A 16498-nucleotide genomic window follows, 5' to 3' on the forward strand; every position below is an offset into this window, starting at 1 on the left:
GGCGCCGCAGGCGGCGAGCTGGCGCGCGGTGACGGCCTGGTCGGAGCCGAACAGGCCCAGCACCGGCGGCTGCAGGCGGGTGTCCGGCCGGAGCGCGGCGCTGCCGGCCAGGGCGCGGCCCAGCCCGCCGCTGCCGCACCACAGCACCGGCCCCGCAGCCGCGCGGCCAAGCGCCACGACGCGCGCCAGGTCGGCGTCGGTCTCGGCGTCGAACAGGCTGATGCCGGGGGGCAGCGGGCGGTCGGTGCGGCCGGGCAGCGGGTGCAGCCCCTCGGCGGCGAAATCCGGCATCGGCACCGGCGCCCAGCCGCCACCGGGCGACCCCGTCAGCACCCGGCCGGCGCGGGTGATGCGGCGCTGCGCCGGGAAGGCCGGGGCGAGGACCAGGTGGCGCCATCGCCCGGTCGCCCAGCAGGCCGCGAGTTCCGCCGCGACCTGGCCGCGCAGCAAGCTGTCCAGCTTCTTCAGCGCGATCTGGCCCTCCGCCAGCGCCGGGGCCAGGGCGGCCACGCGGGCGAAGGCGGCGTCGCGCCCGGCCTCGCGCGTGCCGCTGTCCAGCGCCAGGCTGCCGGCGGCGCCCGCCGCCCAGCGCGCCGGCAGCGTCACCGGCACCGGGCCGCACAGCCCGGCCAGCTCGGCGGCGGTATCCAGCGCGCCGGTGAGGTCGTCCGCCAGCAGGCGCAGCACCGGGCGGCCTCGGTCGGCCGGGACATGTCGCAAGGGCGCCTCCATGGCCGGGCGCCGGGCCCGCCCGCGCCGCCGCGGCCGGCATGATCCGCTCAGCCGCAGCGTATGCTCATCCCGCCGTCCACCACCAGTTCGGTGCCGGTGACGAAGCGCGCCTCGTCGGAGGCGAGGAACAGCACCGCCGCCGCGGTGTCGCGGCCGTCGCCGGCGAAGCCCATGGGGATGCGGGCCACGCGCTGCCGCACCAGCGCCTCCACGTCGCCGCCGGCACGCTGCCCGGCCAGGCGCGCCTCCACCATGGGCGTGTGCATCTGGCCCGGCACCACGGTGTTCACCCGGATGCCCTTCGCCGCGTACTGCACCGCCACCACCTTGCCGAGCTGGATGACGCCGGCCTTGGACGCGGCATAGCCGACCTGCGCCGCGCCGGTCCAGCGGATGCCGGAGGTGGAGGCCAGGTTCACCACCGCGCCGCCGCCCTGCCGCTCCATCACCGGCAACACGTGCTTCAGGGCCAGGAACACGCTTTTCAGGTTGGTGTCGATCTGCAGGTCCCAGACCTCCTCGCTCATCTCGACCGGCCCGCCGGCGGCGCTGCCGCCGACGTTGTTGACCAGCACGTCGATGCGGCCGTGCTCGGCCACCACCGCCGCGACCAGCCGCGCGAGGGCCGCGCCGTCGGTCACGTCGAGCACCATCGGCGCGAAGCGGCCGCCCTCGGCGGCGATGCGCCCGGCGGTCTCGGTCATGCTGTCGGCGTCGCGGTCGACGCCGACGACCAGGGCGCCTTCCCGGGCCAGGCCGACGGCGATGGCGCGCCCGTTGCCCCAGCCCGGGCCGACGCAGCCGGCACCGGTGACGATGGCGACCTTGCCCGCAAAACGCTGCGTCATGCTGTTCTCCCCGCGGGATCGGAGGCCAGCGGTAGCATCCGCAATCCGGCTGGTGCAAGTAGCTTCCATTGCATGGAAGTGCCGGCTATAGGGGATGGGATGCCGAGCCCGCCGACCGATCCCGCCAGGCCACGCGAGGCCGTGGATGCCGAGGGCGGCGTCAGGGCGGTGGACCGCGCCCTGGCCCTGCTGCAGGCCTTCGCCGACGACGGGCCGCTGCCGCCGGCCGAGCTGGCGCGCCGCGCCGGGCTGCACCTGACCACCGCCCTCCGCCTGCTGGCGACGCTGGAAGGCCAGGGCTTCGTGCAGCGGGCGGAGGGCGGGGGCTATGGCCTCGGCCCGCAGCTGCTGGTGCTGGGGGAGCGCTTCCGCCGCGGCCTGCGGCTGGCGGACCAGGTCATGCCGGCGCTGCAGCGGCTGCGCGACGGGAGCCGGGAGAGCGCCGCCTTCTTCCGACGCGAGGGCGACCAGCGCCGCTGCCTGTTCCGCGCCGAAAGCCCGCAGCCGGTGCGCACCGTGGCGCAGGTGGGGGAGGTCGCGCCGCTCGGCATCGGGGCCTATGGCCGCGCCCTGCTGGCGCTGGAGGCCGGGCCGCGCCCGCGGCTGCCCATCCTCAGCCACGGCGAGAGGCTGCCGGAGGTGGTGGCGATCGCCGCCCCGGTGCTCAGCAGCCGCGGCACGGTGGCCGGGGCCATCGGCCTCACCATGCCGCGCTACCGCTTCGACGCCGCCGCCGAGGCGCGGTGCCTGCCCCTGGTGCTGCGCGAGGCGGTGGCACTCAGCCGCGCCCTCGGCGGCGACCCCGCCCCGATCCTGGCCCAGGCCCTGGCGCCAGCGCCCGCCGCACCCCCGGCATGATCCGCGGAGGGAGACCCCCGCCGCCCGGACCCGCCGCCTGCCACGCCCCCTCCGACAGGAAGCCCGCCATGCACAAGCGCCACCTCCTCGCCGCCCTGCTGGGCGCTCCCTTCGTCGCCAGGGCCCGCGCCGAGGACGCCTTCCCCACCCGCCCGCTCCGCTTCGTGGTGCCCTTCGCGGCGGGCGGGCCGAGCGACATCGTCGCCCGCATCCTGGCGCCGCACATGGCCGCCACGCTCGGCCAGCCGGTCATCATCGACAACCGCTCCGGCGCCGGCGGCGTGACCGGCGTGGACGTGGTGGTGCGGGCGGCGCCGGATGGCTACACCTTCGGCATCGGCAGCGCCGGCGCGCTGGCCATCGCCCCCGGGCTCGGCCGCGGCACCCCCTACGACCCGCTGAAGGATCTGGCGCCGATCACCCAGGGCGTGCTGGTGCCGGAGCCGCTGGTGGTGCCCGCCGCCTCGCCCTATCGCGGGCTGGCCGCGCTGATCGCCGACGCCAGGCAGCGGCCCGGCGCGCTGAACTACGGCACCACCGGCAGCGGCTCCATGCCGCATCTGGCGGCGGCGCAGTTCCTGGCGGCGGCGGGGCTGGAGATGGTCGGCATCGCCTACAACTCGGGCGGCCAGCTCGCCACCGCGATCCTGCGCAACGAGGTGCAGCTGGGCTTCGCGGACCTGCCGGTGCTGCTCCCGCAGATTGCGGCGGGGGCCATGCGCGCCCTGGCGGTGGGCACCCGGGAGCGGCTGAGCTGGATCCCGGAGGTGCCGACCTTCGCCGAATCCGGGCTGCCCAGCGTGGATGCCAGCAACTGGCACGGGCTGTTCGCCTCGGCCCGGATGCCGGCCGGCCCGCTCGCCGCCATCCGCCGCGCGGCGGTTGCAGCGCTGGGGGATGAGCCGGTTCGGCGCCGGCTGCATGAGCAGGGGGCGCTTCCCGGCGGCGATGGGCCGGAGGCGTTCGGGGCTTTTCTGGCGGGCGAGGTGGCGAAGTGGGGTGAGGTGATCCGGCGGAACAACATCCAGCCGGAATGAGGTATCGCCCCGAGGCTTGAGCCATCGGGGCGTTTGCGGGATTTGTGTTTTGGGTGGGATGCGGGGACACGCAAGCAGCTTGATTTGCTACTCAGCGGCTAACTCTGCTTCGTCCGATGTACGCGTATGGTCAGTTCAAATCCCGGCTGATCCGCCATGCACTGGCTGTAGGAACCAGATTACCTCGCAACAGATCAGACGGGTGCCATTGTGCAAAGCTCCACCGGCTCAGCCGGGCACTGGTGCGGCTCACTAAGATCACTGCGCGCATCCAGCCATTCGCTCTGTACGGTCGGAGTGAAGCAGACGGCATCTTGGTGGCTCATATTTGAGTCAGACGCCATCTTCGGTCTGGTTCGAGTGGCGCCGGTCTGCGGCAGTTTGCCGTCGTAGCATTCAAGACCAGCTTGCCGGCCCAGCCTATCCGCAGCACTGTGGTGCTGGGAGAGCGGCTATGGACGAGACGGAGATTGCCTGGCGTCCATCCGAAATGATGCGCCAAGATGCCAACTGGAGCCACTTCATCCGCCATTGTGGCCTGGAAGATTACGCCGCGCTGGCGGCACAAGCGTCGGCTGAGCCCGAATGGTACTGGCGTGCCCTCGCCGACTGGCTCGGCTTCCGCTTCCGCCGCGCGCCGGACCAGATGCTGGACCTCGGCCCAGGCCTGCACCATCCCGGCTGGTGCCTGGGCGGCACCACCAACCTCGTCGACACCGCGGTGCTGGCGACGTCGGAACGGACGCCGGACCGCGATGCGATCATCTGGGAGGGCGAAGGCGGCGAGGAACGGCGGCTGACCTATGCGGCATTGGAGCAGGAAGCCCGTGCTCTCGCTACCGGGCTGCAGGGACTGGGGCTCGGGGCAGGCGATGTCGTCGGCTTCTACCTGCCAATGCTGCCAGACACAGCCGTCGCCTTCATGGCCTGCGCCTGGATTGGCTGCATCACCCTGCCACTATTCTCCGGCTTCGGCGCGGATGCGGTCGCGCAGCGGCTGGCGCACAGCGGCGCCCGGGCGGTGATCACCACCGACGCCACGCGCCGGCGCGGCCAGACGGTGACCATGAAGCCGGTGGTGGATACGGCGCTGCGGGACAATGCCGATGTGCGCCATGTGGTGGTGTTGCGCCAGCATGGCGCGGCCGTGCCGATGCAGGCGCCCCGCGACGTCTTCTGGCATGAGCTGACGGCCGCGGCCGGAGCGGCACCGCCGATCCGCGAACTCCCGGCGGAACACCCGATCCTGCTGATGTACACCTCCGGCACCACCGGCCTTCCCAAGGGCACGGTGCATACCCACGCCGGCCTGGGCATCAAGATCAGCCAGGATGTGCGGCTGACCCTGGACCTCAAGCCTGGCGACCGGATGCTTTGGCCGACGGATTTCGGCTGGTTCGGCGGCACCGTCACCATTCTCGGATGCCTGCTGGCCGGCGCCACCCTGGTCATCCCGGAAGGCGCGCCGACCTTCCCCGATCCGGGCCGGATGTGGCGCCTGATCGAACGTCACCGGATCACCCAGTTCGGCACGGCCCCCACCCTGGCGCGGATGCTGCGGCGGGAAGCAGAGGCGCTGCTGGACCGCCACGACCTCTCCTCTCTCCGCGCCATCCCCTCCAGCGGCGAGGCCTGGGACCGCGAAACTTGGCTCTGGGTGATGCGCCGCATCGGCGGTGGCCGCGTGCCGATCCTCAACTTCTCCGGCGGGACCGAGATGTGCGCCATCGTGGCCTCCAACATCCTGTTCCCGCAGAAGCCCGGCAGCTTCAACGGCCCGGTGCCTGGCACCGGCGGCGACATCGTCGGCCCGGACGGCGCCAGCCTGCCACCCGGCGAGATCGGCGAGCTGGTAATGCGGGAGGCCTGCATCGGCACGACCCGAGGCCTGTGGCGCGACGAGCAGCGCTACCTCGACAGCTATTGGGGTCAGATTCCCAACCTCTGGGTCCAGGGCGACCTCGCCTCCCGCGACGCGGAGGGCTTTTGGTACCTGCATGGCCGGTCTGATGACACGATGAAGATCGCCGGCAAGCGTATCGGCCCAACCGAGATCGAGGAAGCGATGCTGCTGGCCGGCGGTGTCACCGAAGTGGCCGCGGTCGGCGTGCCTGATGCGGTGACGGGGCAGGCGGTGGTGTGCGTCGTCGTGGCGGCCCCAGGGCAGCCGGCCGATGCGGCGCAGGGACGCGCGCTGGCAGATGCGGTGGCGACGGCGATGGGCCGCGCCTTCCGGCCGAAACGGGTGATCTTCGTGCCCGACCTGCCGAAGACGCGGTCGATGAAGGTGATGCGTCGCGTGGTCCGGGCGGCGCTCACGGGGCTGTCGGCCGGCGACCTGTCCAGCCTGGTGAACCCGGAGGTGGTGCAGGAATTGGCGCGCCACGCCGCAGCCGATGGGAACAGCGACCGATGACCGAGCTCTATCGAGGCTACCAGCGGCTGCGCTTCGACCGGCCGCATCCGCGCGTGTTGCGTATCACCATGGACAATGGCCGGATGAATACCGCCGACGCCGCGATGCATGCCGAGCTGGTACGCATCTGGCGCGACCTCGACGCCGATGACAGCGTGAACTGCGCGATCATCACCGGTGCGGGCAAGGTCTTCTCCGCGGGCGGCGATTTCGCCATGGTGCGGGAGATCACCGAGAGTTTCGAGACCCGGACCCGCGTTTGGCGAGAAGCGCGCGACCTGGTCTACAACATCATCAATTGCCGCAAGCCGGTGGTCAGCGCCATGCGCGGCGTTGCCGTAGGCGCCGGCCTGGTCTGTGGCATCCTGGCGGATGTCTCCATCGCCACCCCGGACTGCCGCATCACCGATGGCCATACCCGGCTGGGCGTCGCCGCTGGCGACCATGCGGCCATCATCTGGCCGCTGCTTTGCGGCATGGCCAAGGCGAAATACTACCTGCTGACCTGCGATCTGCTGCGCGGGGAGGAAGCGGAGCGGATCGGCCTGATCTCATTGCTGGCCGAGGATGCCGATTTGGATGCCAAGGCGGTGGATGTCGCCACGCGACTGGCCGAAGGGGCGCAGAGTGCCATCCGCTGGACCAAGTATTCCCTGAACAACTGGCTACGCCAGGCGGGACCCGCCTTCGATGCCTCCCTGGCGATGGAGTTCATGGGCTTCAGCGGACCGGAGGTGAAAGAAGGTCTCGGCGCCCATCTCGAGAAGCGGCGGCCGGCGTTTCCGCCGACGACCGAGGCCTGAGGGTCTTCAGAACAGCAGCTTGCATTTGCTCTGATCGATCGGCCGAAATGCGTCCGTCGCCGGCACCACGCCCAGGATCTCGTAGTAGTCCCAAGGGTGGCGTTGCTCGGCAGGCGCCTTGACGCGCGCCGTCAGCATGTCGTGGATCAGCCGGCCGTTGGGCAGCAGCCGCCCGTTGCGGGCAAACAGATCGTCGAAGGGATGGTCGCGGATCCAGCCGCGCACATCCTCCGCCCGGGTGCTGCCGGTGGCTTGAACCGCCTTCAGATACTGGGTGACGGCGGAATGAACGCCGGCCTGGAACATGGTCGGTTGCTTCTGCCGCTGGGCGAAGAAGGCTCGCGCAAAGGCCCGGGTCTGTTCGTCCCGATCCCAATAGAAAGCCGTGACGAAGTTCAGCCCCTGCAGGGCCTCTAGGCCGATGCCATGCACATCGGTGATGACGGTGAAGGCGGTCCCGATCTGCTGGCCGCGTTGCACGAGGCCGAATTCCCGGACCTGCTTCAGCGCATTGATGAGGTCAGACCCACCGGCGGTGAAGAAGATGAATTTCGCCCGGCTGGCCTGCGCCTGCAGCAGATAGGCCGAGTAGTCCGTGGTACCGAGCGGATGCGCCACCTGCCCAACCACGCGACCGCCGGCCGCATGCAGCATTTCCTTCGCAGTGGCCGCCAGCGCATGGCCGGCGGCATAGTCCTGGTGGATGATGAACCAGGTGTCGAGGCCCCGCCGCATCTGCAGCACCACGCCGCTGCGGGCGACCGAATAGATGTCCCAGGTCCAAGACAGGCCGTAGCCGTTGCAGTCATCCTCATTCAGCCGATCGATGATGGCGGTACTGAAGATGCACAGCTTCTTCGCCTGGCCCGCTACCGTGTTGACCGCCAGTGCGACGGAGGAGGTCGGGCAGTCGAATATCGCATCCACCCCTTGGGTATCGTACCAGTTCCGCGCAAGGTTGGAGCCGACATCCGGCTTGTTCTGGTGATCCGCCGAGATGAGCTGCACGCGGTCCGCCATGCCGGACGCGGCGATCGCCATCCGGGCCGCCTCGACCGAGCCGACGCCAGCATAGTCAGCATAGACCGAGCTCATGTCGGTCAGCACACCGATCTTCACCGGTGGCGATTGCGCACGCAGCGCCGGCGGTGCCGCCAGCCCGGCCGTCGCCACGCCCAGCAGCAAGCGGCGACCCAGGCTGCCGTGGAACGGGCTGATCATGGCACATCCTCCTTGCGCCCGCGGCTCTCCGGCCGCGGCATTCTTGGCGTGGATGCTAGCGGCGGAACGGCAACACCGTCTACAACCGGAACCACGGGTGCGGCTCTACCCGGGCGTCGCCTGTTGTCCTGGCTGCCGCTGCGACACCCACATGCCTGCAGCTGCAAAGCCTGCGGTTCTGATCGGTAGGGGGGGTAACCGGATGATACGCCTTTCGACAATCGTCACCGTCTTTGCGGCGTTCTGCATAGGCATTCTGCCGGCTGCCGCGCAACGATGGCCTACCCAGCCGATCTTGCTGATCAACGGATTTCCGCCCGGCGGCGGCGCTGATATCCTGGCCCGCTTGGTTGCAGGGAAGCTGAGCGACGCACTCAGCCAGCAGGTGGCGGTCGATAATCGTACCGGCGCCAACGGCCTGATTGCCGCCGCCTCGGTTGCCACAGCGCGGCCCGATGGACACACCATCCTGCTCTACACCATGAGCATGGCCGCTACGGCACCGGTGCTTCCAGGCGTTACGCTCACCTTCGATCCTGACAAGGATCTGGCGCCCGTCGCAGTGATCGCGGGGCTCGACAACCTCCTCTACGTGTCGAACAGGACCTCGTTCCGAACCGTGCGAGACGTCATCGATTACGCGAAGGCAAACCCGGACCGGCTGACCTACGGCTCTTCAGGTGTCGGAAGCTCGTATCAGCTGTGGGCTGCTCAGTTCGCGCACATGGCCGGTGTCAGGATGCTTCACGTGCCCTTCCGTGGCGGTCCGCCGGCAATCGCCGAGATCATCGCCGGCCGGGTCGACATGATGTTCGGCAACCTCGCCGAGATACTGCCGCACATCCGCTCTGGCGCCGTCCGTGCCATAGCCTTCACCAGCACGCCGCCATCGCCGGAGCTGCCCGGCGTGCCAACCATCGCCGAGTCCGGCCTGCCCGAGTTTCGTGCCGACAACTGGTTCGGCATCGCCACCCCTGGCGCCACGCCCCGGGAGATCGTCGAGCGCTTGAACCTTGAGATCAACAGGATCGTCAAGGACCAGGGGTTTGCGGACCGCCTCGTGTCGCTGGGATATCAACCGCGGGGCGGCAGCATCGAGGATATCCGGCAAACCATCATGAGTGACCGCGCCCGCTGGAAAGCCGTCATCGAGTCGAACAACATTCGCGCCGAATGATGATGACGGCGCTGTGCCTGCGCCCCGCGCTTCAGTCGAAGCCGAGGTCCCAGCCGATCCACTCACATAGCCCACGGCCCATCACCATCTCGAGGTCGCGGCCGGGGAGCCACGACAGTTCCTCGGTAAAGAAGGTGACGCATTGCCGGTAGCTGCAGGGCATGCGGGTGATGTCCGTGCCCCAGAAGAAGCGATGCGGGCCGAAGGCGTCATAAATCCGCTGCAGCCCGTCATGCAGATTCCGGTACGGGTAGGGCTGCGTGGAGTAGTGCGGCGCGCCGGTCGCCTTGACGGCGACATTCGGCAGCTTCGCAAGCGCCACCAATTCGTCGATCTTCGCAAATGCCGCCGCATCTTGCCCGGTACGCACCAGTCCGCAATGATCGAGGATCAGCTTCAGATGCGGATGCGCCTCGGCGATCCTGCGGAACTCCGGCAGAAACAGCCCGCCCATGGTCGCAATGGGCAGGCCCTCGCGCTCGGCGGCGGGCCACAGCCATTCGAGCGTGCCATCCCGCAGCCAGACCTGCTCCGCGGGCGATAGCAGCGCCCAACGCAGCCCCATCATGCCGGGCTGGTTCTTCCAGCCATGGATCAGCTTGCGGTTCTCCGGCTGGTTGGGCGGGAACTGTCCCATTACCGCGAAGCGGCCGGGGTACTTCCTCGCCGCATCCATCGCCATGGCATTCGAATTGGGGTCCCAGCTTCCTGGCGGGTGGATGAGGGCTGCATCGACCCCCGCTTCATCCATCTCCCGCAGTGCTTCCTCGGCCGTGAAGGAAGATACCTTCCGATGCAGCCCTGACGGGCTGCCGCTCGACCAGATGTGGATCTGCGCGTCGACGATCTTCATGGAGAACTCCTTCAAGCGAAACGGGGCCGGCGGGCGTGCAACGCACGAATTTCGTCTTGCGGTCGGACAAAGGCATGCACCACGCCTCATCCCGCATGGGTGCGACCGACAGGTTTGTCTGCACTGACGACGCCGCAGGCCTATTCCATGCGCACGCCTGTCGCCTTCACAATCGGTCGCCACTTCGCTTGCTCGGCCCGGACATAGGCTCCTACCTCCTCGGGAGACATGGCCGGTGCCGGCTCGATCCCCGCGGCGCGCAACTCGGCCTGAAAGTCCGTCGCCTCCAGTGCCTTCCGCGTCGCCGCGTGCAGCGTGGCGATCAAAGCCGCCGGTGTGTCCCGTCGCACCGCCAACAGGCTCCACAAGGAGGTCTCGAAATGTGGCAAGCCCAGCACCTCGGCCACGGTCGGCACATCCGGCGCCAATGGCGAGCGGCGCAGCGACGCCACCGCGAGCATCCGCACTCGGCCCTCCTGGTGATGCTGCAGACCGCTTACGATGGTGTCTGCCACCGCGTCGATGTTGCCCGCCAGCAGATCCACCATCGCCGGACCGTTGCCGCGATACGGCACATGCAGCATTTCCACCCCGCCGGCAGCGTGGAGCAGGTACTCCCCCGCCAGGTGCACGAAAGTGCCGGCACCGGGAGAGCCGAGGCGCAACCGGCCATGCACCCGTCGCGCCTCGCCAAGCAAGCCCGGCAGATCGGTCGCCACTCCATTGCGGGCAATGAAGCAAACGGTGTTGGCGCCGGCCAACGCCACCGGCATGAAATCCTCCACCGGATCGTATTGCGGCTTGGCGAAGATCAGCGGGTAGATCGCGTGGGTCGAGGCACCGCCGAACACCATCGAGTATCCGTCCGGTCGGGCGCGCAGCACCTCCAGCATGCCCACGGCGCCAGCAGCGCCGGTCTTGTTCTCCACTACCACGGGCTGGCCCAGTTCCTGACCGAGGCGGGTGGCGACACGACGGCCAAAGGCATCGGTACCGCCGCCTGGCGGGTAGGGCACGACAAGGCGGAGTGGGCGCTCCGGGAATCTGCTTGCCTGGACAGGCGTGATGCGGGCCGAGGTCAGGGCAGCAGCCACGCCACCGACAAGAACGGCACGGCGATGCGTCATCCGTGCTCAGCCTTGAGAGGCCGGGATGGGCCGGATCGGCTTTTGCATCCGGTACCACCGGTCGTGAGGGGCCACCCCGGCATCAAACGGCTGATCTGGCACTCGCCCGGCATGGCTTGCATCGCCTCCTGTGACTCAGGGCTCATCGCCGTTCCTCGCTGGCCTTTCAGATTCAGCGCAACCTTCGACTTCCGGCCGAATGTCGAGTTTGCTACGCCGGCAGGACGAAGAAAACAGGCGATCCCGGATCACCCTTCGAGCCGCTCCTCCGCAATGCGGGCTACTTCCGCCCGTTCTATAATTTCGGTGGCGATGGAACGGCCGAACTCCGCAGGGGACCCGGATCACGCCGTGCCTGCGGCGGCCAGCCGGCGTGCCGCGACAAGGCCGAATGTGAGGCCTGACGCGAGGGAGAAACCAGTTTGGTAGCCCGAGCCGGTTTCCGTGCGCGCCGCGGCATTGCCGACCGCATAGAGGCCGGGGATCGGATGCCCCCTGACATGCAGCACGCGCGCGAGGGGATCCGCCAGCAGGCCGGCGGAGGATAGCGCCGTCGGGTGCAGGCAGATGCCGTAGAACGGCGCTTCCTCGATCGGGCCCAACGTTGCCGAGGGCGCATAGCGGTTGAGACCCCAGGCCGACTGCCCGCGGCCGAACTGCCGATCCGTCCCGTCACCCACATCGGCGTTGAAACGCCGTACCGTGTCGGCCAGCCCCTCGGCGGCGATGCCGAGCCGCGCGGCCAGCGCGTCCAGCGTCGGCGCACGGTCGACCCAGGGCGGGATCTCCGCCCCGGGTGGTCGGCCGCCGAAGGAATTCTGCGCAACATAGCGCTGATCGAAGATCAACCAGCAAGGCAGGTTCGGCTGTTCCCGCGCCACGACGTCGAACTCCCGAAGCGCAGGCGCGACGGCCTGGAAGAACGATTCGTCTGCGAAACGGCGCCCGTGCCGATTCACCACGATCGTGTGCGGCGAGGGCAGTTCCTGCGTGCCGGACAGGCGGCATAACGCGGTTCCGCCCGGCGCCTCCTCCGGATTCCGGAAGCCGAGGAAGACCGAGAGGTTGTTGCCGATGACATGCACCGCGGCGCCATGTTCGGTCGCCATCACCAGGCCGTCGCCGGAGATGCTCTTCGGGAACATCGATTGCCAGCCCGGCAGCGCCTCGAAACGCCTGACGAGCTCAGCATTCGACTCGTAGCCGCCGCTGGCGATGACGACGCCGCGCCGCGCCGCGATAGTGTCGCCATTGGCTGTCACGACGCCGGTGACGCGCCCGTCCTGCATCGTCAATCGCTTGACGGCCTGGCCCGTGTGTATCTCGACGCCGCGCGCATCGGCCAGCTTCACGAGCCAGCTGACCAGGCCCGCTCCGCTGGCGCGCTGTCCCGGCCGATCACGCTCGGCATCCCTGGCGGCCTGCCAGAAGGCGGGCGAGTTGGCGCCACCCTTCCCGGTCGCGCCGCCGAGCCGGAAGAGCGGTCCGGCGGGAAGCAGGATGTTGTCGTAATGCGCGCCGAGCGCGCTCGCCTCGATCGGCGGCGTCTCCAGGATGCGGCCGCCGGCCAAGGCGCCGGGCGCCATGCCGTAATGGTCGATGCGTGGGCTGAGCCGGAAGGGGATGCCGGCCGCCTCGAAGAAGCGGAGGGCATAAGGCGCTTCGGCGATGAAGGCCGCCATGCGCGCCTCGTCGAGGCCGCCGGCGCCGACGTAGCGGAGATAGGCCGTCACCGCTTCCAGGCTGTCGACGCCACCCGCCGCCGCATGCAGGTGGTTGGCACCGACCCAGAGATAGCCGCTGGAGATGGCCGTGCCGCCGCCGAGCTTGGCCGCCTTCTCTAGCACTAGGCAGTCGAGGCCGAGCTCGGCCGCGGCAATCGCGGTGGCGAGGCCCGCGCAGCCCGCGCCGACCACCACCACGTCGCAGGCGCGGTGCAGCTGCTGGGTCATTGCGGCTGGATACCGGCGGCCTCGACCACACGGCGCCAGCGCAGCGTCTCCTCCGCCAAGAGGTGGCCCGCCGCGGCGGGCGTCAGCCCGCCGGGTAGGCAGGCGATGGAGGCGAAGAACTCCAGCATGTCGGGCGCAGCGAGCGCCTTCGCTGTCTCGGTGTAAAGGCGATCGACGATCTCGGGCGGCGTGCCGCGCGGCGCGCCGAGCCCCGACCAATGCGTGACGGAATAGCCGGGTAGGCCGGCTTCCGCGAAGGTCGGGATATCTGGCAGCGCGGCCATGCGCGCCGTGCCGCTGATGGCCAGAGGCCGGAGAACGGCCGTCGCGCCGCCCACTGCGGAGCCGGGCGACGCGAAGACGACATCCACCTGCTTCGACAGCACCGCCGTCACCGCCTCGCCGCCGCCGCGATAGGGCACGTGGTATAGCTTCACCCCGGCCTCGAGCTCATAAACGACGGTCGCGAAATGCACGGAACTGCCGACACCGCCGCTGCCATAGGTTATCTTTTCCGGCGCGCGCCGAGCGGCCTCCGTCAGCTCCTGCAGGGTCTGCCAGGACGAGTCGCGATGTACGGCGACCATGACCGGCGTGAAGGCGGTGATGGTGATGATCCGGAAGGCCTCGGCATGGTTGAAGGGCAGCCGGCTCTGCAGGAAAGGCATCATGCCATAGGTGCTGTCGATCGCGAGCAGCGTGTAGCCATCGGGTGCGGCACGCGCGACCTCGACCGCGCCGATGCTCCCCGACGCGCCGGATCGGTTCTCGACCACCACGCTCTGGCCCAGTTGCTCCGAAAGCTTCTGTGCGACCTTGCGCGCGACCGTGTCGATGGAGCCGGTAGGCGCCCAGGCCACGACAAGACGGATCGGGCGCGAGGGATAGGCGCGCTGCGCCCGGCCAGGGCGCGCAACACCGGCGGAGACCAATGCCAAGGCCAGCAGGGCACGACGCGAGGTGTCCATCGGATGCTTCCTCTCTCCGCGTCCTGGCCGGCCCGAAGGCCGACCGGCGCGTTTCTTGCGGAGAGGCTGTCGGGAGAACTATGCCCTGTCAACGTGGGGCATCGGCGCAAGGCTCGGCGCAGGGCGTCCATGGCCAAGTGCCGATTTGCGGTTTGCTCCGCCGATTGCGACACTCGCCGGCGCCCCCCGCCGGTGCCGGGCTGGGACAGGACGATGACCGCGATGAACTTCCTCGACCGCCGCAAGCTCAGGTCGATCACCCAGTCACTCCGCGATGGCGTGTTGGAGGACTTGCCGGAGATCGCCCAGATCACGCATGAGGAGCTGCGCGCCAAGACCATCGAGGCCTGGGCCTATGCCCTGGCCGAGAGCGCCTTCGATCGCGTGACCGATATCCCGGGCGAGGCCAATCCCGGTATGCTCCGCCTCAGGCGCGGCAGCCAGGCGGACCACCTTCGCAGCGTTACCCGGATTGCCCTGGCGATCGCCGATGACTTCGCCGGCACCTTTCCCGAGGCACGGATCGACCGCGATATCGTCATCGCCGGTGGCATTCTTCACGACGTGGGCAAGGCCTGGGAATTCGATCCCGAGAACCAGGCACGCTGGCGGAGCGATCCGTCCCAGTCGGGCCTCCCCGCACTGCGGCATCCCGTCTATGGCGCGCATATCTGCCTCGCCGTCGGGCTGCCGGAGGAGATCGCGCATATCGCACTCGCCCATTCCCATGAAGGTGAGTTCCAGACGAGGAGCCTGGAAGGCCTGATCATCTACCGCGCCGACCATCCCTGGTGGTCCATCGCCGGCGCCTGCGGGCTGCTCGATCCTGCAAGCGACAGCATCCTCGCAGCCCGTAAGATCACGCCACGCACGCTGCGGGAGTGAGGTTCCCGTCGGCGGCGTGCCGCACTACGCCTTCGGGCAGACGAAGCCGGCGCGCGCGTGGTCGTTCCGCGTATTCTCGACATCTCCCTGGACCACGCCCAGACTAGGTGGCGGAGGGAACAAGCCATGTTGGACAGGAGATGCCTTGTCGCGTCGCTGGCACTCGGAGCCGGCTTCACCGGCGCTCGATCTACCGCGGCGCAGGAGCATTGGCCGAGCCGGCCGATCACGCTGATCGTGCCTTTCGGCGCCGGTGGCGGCACGGATATCCTCGCGCGACTGCTCGCGCAGCACATGGCGGACTCCCTCGGCCAGCCTATGCCGATCGACAACCGTGCAGGGGCAAGCGGCACGCTAGGGATGGCGCAGCTCGCGCGTGCGCGGCCAGATGGCTACACGGTCGCGATCGCCCCCAACGGCACCTATGCGATGGCAACCGCGCTGTACGACCGGCTGCCCTACGACATCGAGCGTGCCTTCGCGCCGGTCGGCATGCTGGCCACGACGCCGATCTTCGCTTGCGTTCACCCCGCTGCGCCCTGGCATAGCCTGACGGAGCTGATCGCTTCAGCGAAGGCGCAGCCTGCCACCATCACCTACGCCTCCGCCGGCGCGGGTTCGACCAGCCATCTCTTTGTCGAGCTACTGCTGGACATGTCAGGCACGCAGATGGTGCACGTACCCTATCGTTCGGCGGCGCAGACTGCGCAGGCAGTTATGCAGCGCGAAACGGCCATGTCCTTCATCGACGCCTCGGTCGCACTGCCCTTCATGCGGTCGGGCGAGGTGCGGGCTATAGCCCTCACTGCGCCACAGCGCAGCGCACAGGCGCCGGAAGTGCCGACCGTCGCGGAAAGCGGGTTTCCGGGATACCGTGCCTCGGTCGATTTCGGCCTTTTCGCACCAGCCGGCACGCCGCAACCGATCTTGGTCCGTCTGGCCAGCGAAGCCCGAACCGCCATCAGTCTACCTCAGCTGCAACCGCGTCTGGAAAGCCTCGCCATGGAAGCGGTGGGGGGTACTCCCGCGGAACTCGCAGCGAGCCAGGTCGAGGAGACGCGCCGGTGGGCCGAACTGATCCGGCGACGCGGCATCCGGTTGGAATGACGTCAAGAAGTTCCGTTTCGCAGTTTGTACTATACCGCAGCGATGAGGTATTGTCCGCTTGGAAGCCTGGAGCCAATCGAGGTCGGCAAAGCGCCGCGCTGAGTTACTGCCAGAGAATTTCATATTCCGGTTCCCATCGCCGCTCCAGTCGGCCCTTATGCAACCATTCTCCGTCGTAGTGATCGACGCCGTGAAACGCAGGTTTCCTGAGGTTTTTCGAGCGGACCTTGATGGTGCAATACCGGAACGAGGTTGGAATTCTCCCTCAGAAGGGTGACTCCTCTCCGAAGGTTGAGGGTAGCCTGATTTCTCCAACAAGTTTAACACGCTGAGATTGCTAAGAAATGCTCGGCACTAGGCGCCCATAAGTTGCGCTGCCGATCGCCTACCGGTCGAGTCCGGGAGCGCGAATCTCGCTCGCTTCCCTCAAGCTTTTGCCCATTAGCGGCGCCCTGACCGACCATACGGGGGCCATTTTACTCACCAGTCGGTAACATAGGCGACACTTGGCGCC

14 protein-coding genes are annotated in these 16498 nt (G+C 68.8%); 7 read left to right on the forward strand and 7 right to left on the reverse strand.

The window, feature by feature from the left end; translation table 11 throughout:
* Together QWZ14_RS30320 and QWZ14_RS30325 are read right to left on the reverse strand one after the other, a co-directional pair.
* The coding region (locus tag QWZ14_RS30320) for a four-carbon acid sugar kinase family protein (RefSeq protein ID WP_290320804.1) at positions 1-720 on the reverse strand (720 nt) is incomplete at its 3' end.
* A 59-nt stretch (positions 721-779) separates the two neighbouring features.
* Positions 780-1580: an SDR family NAD(P)-dependent oxidoreductase gene (locus QWZ14_RS30325; RefSeq protein ID WP_290320805.1), complete on the reverse strand. Its 801-nt coding sequence runs from the start codon at positions 1578-1580 to the stop codon at positions 780-782.
* 99 nt (positions 1581-1679) lie between these two features.
* On the opposite strand from QWZ14_RS30325, the gene QWZ14_RS30330 reads away from it, so the two are divergent.
* The 4 genes from QWZ14_RS30330 (at position 1680) to QWZ14_RS30345 (ending at position 6694) form a co-directional block, all read left to right on the forward strand.
* A complete protein-coding gene (locus tag QWZ14_RS30330) occupies positions 1680-2438 on the forward strand; it encodes an IclR family transcriptional regulator (RefSeq protein WP_290320806.1) in 759 nt (252 codons plus the stop codon).
* A 68-nt stretch (positions 2439-2506) separates the two neighbouring features.
* Positions 2507-3475: a Bug family tripartite tricarboxylate transporter substrate binding protein gene (locus tag QWZ14_RS30335; RefSeq protein WP_290320807.1), complete on the forward strand. Its 969-nt coding sequence runs from the start codon at positions 2507-2509 to the stop codon at positions 3473-3475.
* 490 nt (positions 3476-3965) lie between these two features.
* Entirely contained in the window at positions 3966-5891 is a 1926-nt protein-coding gene (locus QWZ14_RS30340) for an AMP-binding protein (RefSeq protein WP_290320808.1), read from the forward strand.
* Complete coding sequence (locus QWZ14_RS30345; protein WP_290320809.1) at positions 5888-6694, forward strand: enoyl-CoA hydratase/isomerase family protein; 807 nt, start codon at positions 5888-5890, stop codon at positions 6692-6694. Before QWZ14_RS30340 ends, QWZ14_RS30345 begins: the two co-directional genes overlap by 4 nt.
* Before the next feature lie 6 nt (positions 6695-6700).
* On the opposite strand, the gene QWZ14_RS30350 is transcribed toward QWZ14_RS30345, so the two are convergent.
* Positions 6701-7915 carry an ABC transporter substrate-binding protein gene (locus QWZ14_RS30350; protein WP_290320810.1) on the reverse strand — a complete coding sequence of 405 codons (1215 nt, stop codon included), beginning with the start codon at positions 7913-7915 and terminating at the stop codon, positions 6701-6703.
* Positions 7916-8117: 202 nt separating this feature from the next.
* Between QWZ14_RS30350 and QWZ14_RS30355 the strand changes: the two genes are divergently transcribed.
* Positions 8118-9092, forward strand: a complete 975-nt coding sequence (locus tag QWZ14_RS30355) for a Bug family tripartite tricarboxylate transporter substrate binding protein (RefSeq protein WP_290320811.1) — start codon at positions 8118-8120, stop codon at positions 9090-9092.
* Positions 9093-9123: 31 nt separating this feature from the next.
* On the opposite strand, the gene QWZ14_RS30360 is transcribed toward QWZ14_RS30355, so the two are convergent.
* The 4 genes from QWZ14_RS30360 to QWZ14_RS30375 all read right to left on the reverse strand — a co-directional run bounded on the left by QWZ14_RS30360 (position 9124) and on the right by QWZ14_RS30375 (position 13992).
* A complete protein-coding gene (locus QWZ14_RS30360) occupies positions 9124-9945 on the reverse strand; it encodes an amidohydrolase family protein (protein ID WP_290320813.1) in 822 nt (273 codons plus the stop codon).
* Between the two features lie 140 nt (positions 9946-10085).
* A complete protein-coding gene (locus tag QWZ14_RS30365; RefSeq protein WP_290320814.1) occupies positions 10086-11072 on the reverse strand; it encodes a Bug family tripartite tricarboxylate transporter substrate binding protein in 987 nt (328 codons plus the stop codon).
* A 344-nt stretch (positions 11073-11416) separates the two neighbouring features.
* A complete protein-coding gene (locus tag QWZ14_RS30370) occupies positions 11417-13024 on the reverse strand; it encodes an FAD-dependent oxidoreductase (protein WP_290320816.1) in 1608 nt (535 codons plus the stop codon).
* Positions 13021-13992 carry a Bug family tripartite tricarboxylate transporter substrate binding protein gene (locus QWZ14_RS30375; protein ID WP_290320817.1) on the reverse strand — a complete coding sequence of 324 codons (972 nt, stop codon included), beginning with the start codon at positions 13990-13992 and terminating at the stop codon, positions 13021-13023. The genes QWZ14_RS30370 and QWZ14_RS30375 overlap by 4 nt, the downstream gene beginning before the upstream one ends.
* Positions 13993-14205: 213 nt before the next feature.
* On the opposite strand from QWZ14_RS30375, the gene QWZ14_RS30380 reads away from it, so the two are divergent.
* Together QWZ14_RS30380 and QWZ14_RS30385 are read left to right on the forward strand one after the other, a co-directional pair.
* Positions 14206-14877 (forward strand): HD domain-containing protein, encoded by a 672-nt coding sequence (locus tag QWZ14_RS30380; RefSeq protein ID WP_290320818.1) that lies wholly within the window; start codon positions 14206-14208, stop codon positions 14875-14877.
* 126 nt (positions 14878-15003) lie between these two features.
* On the forward strand, positions 15004-15984 hold the full coding sequence (locus QWZ14_RS30385; RefSeq protein WP_290320819.1) for a Bug family tripartite tricarboxylate transporter substrate binding protein: 981 nt from the start codon (positions 15004-15006) through the stop codon (positions 15982-15984).
* Positions 15985-16498 lie beyond the last annotated feature (514 nt).

The sequence above is a fragment of the Paeniroseomonas aquatica genome (assembly GCF_030409335.1).
Lineage (GTDB): Bacteria > Pseudomonadota > Alphaproteobacteria > Acetobacterales > Acetobacteraceae > Belnapia > Belnapia aquatica.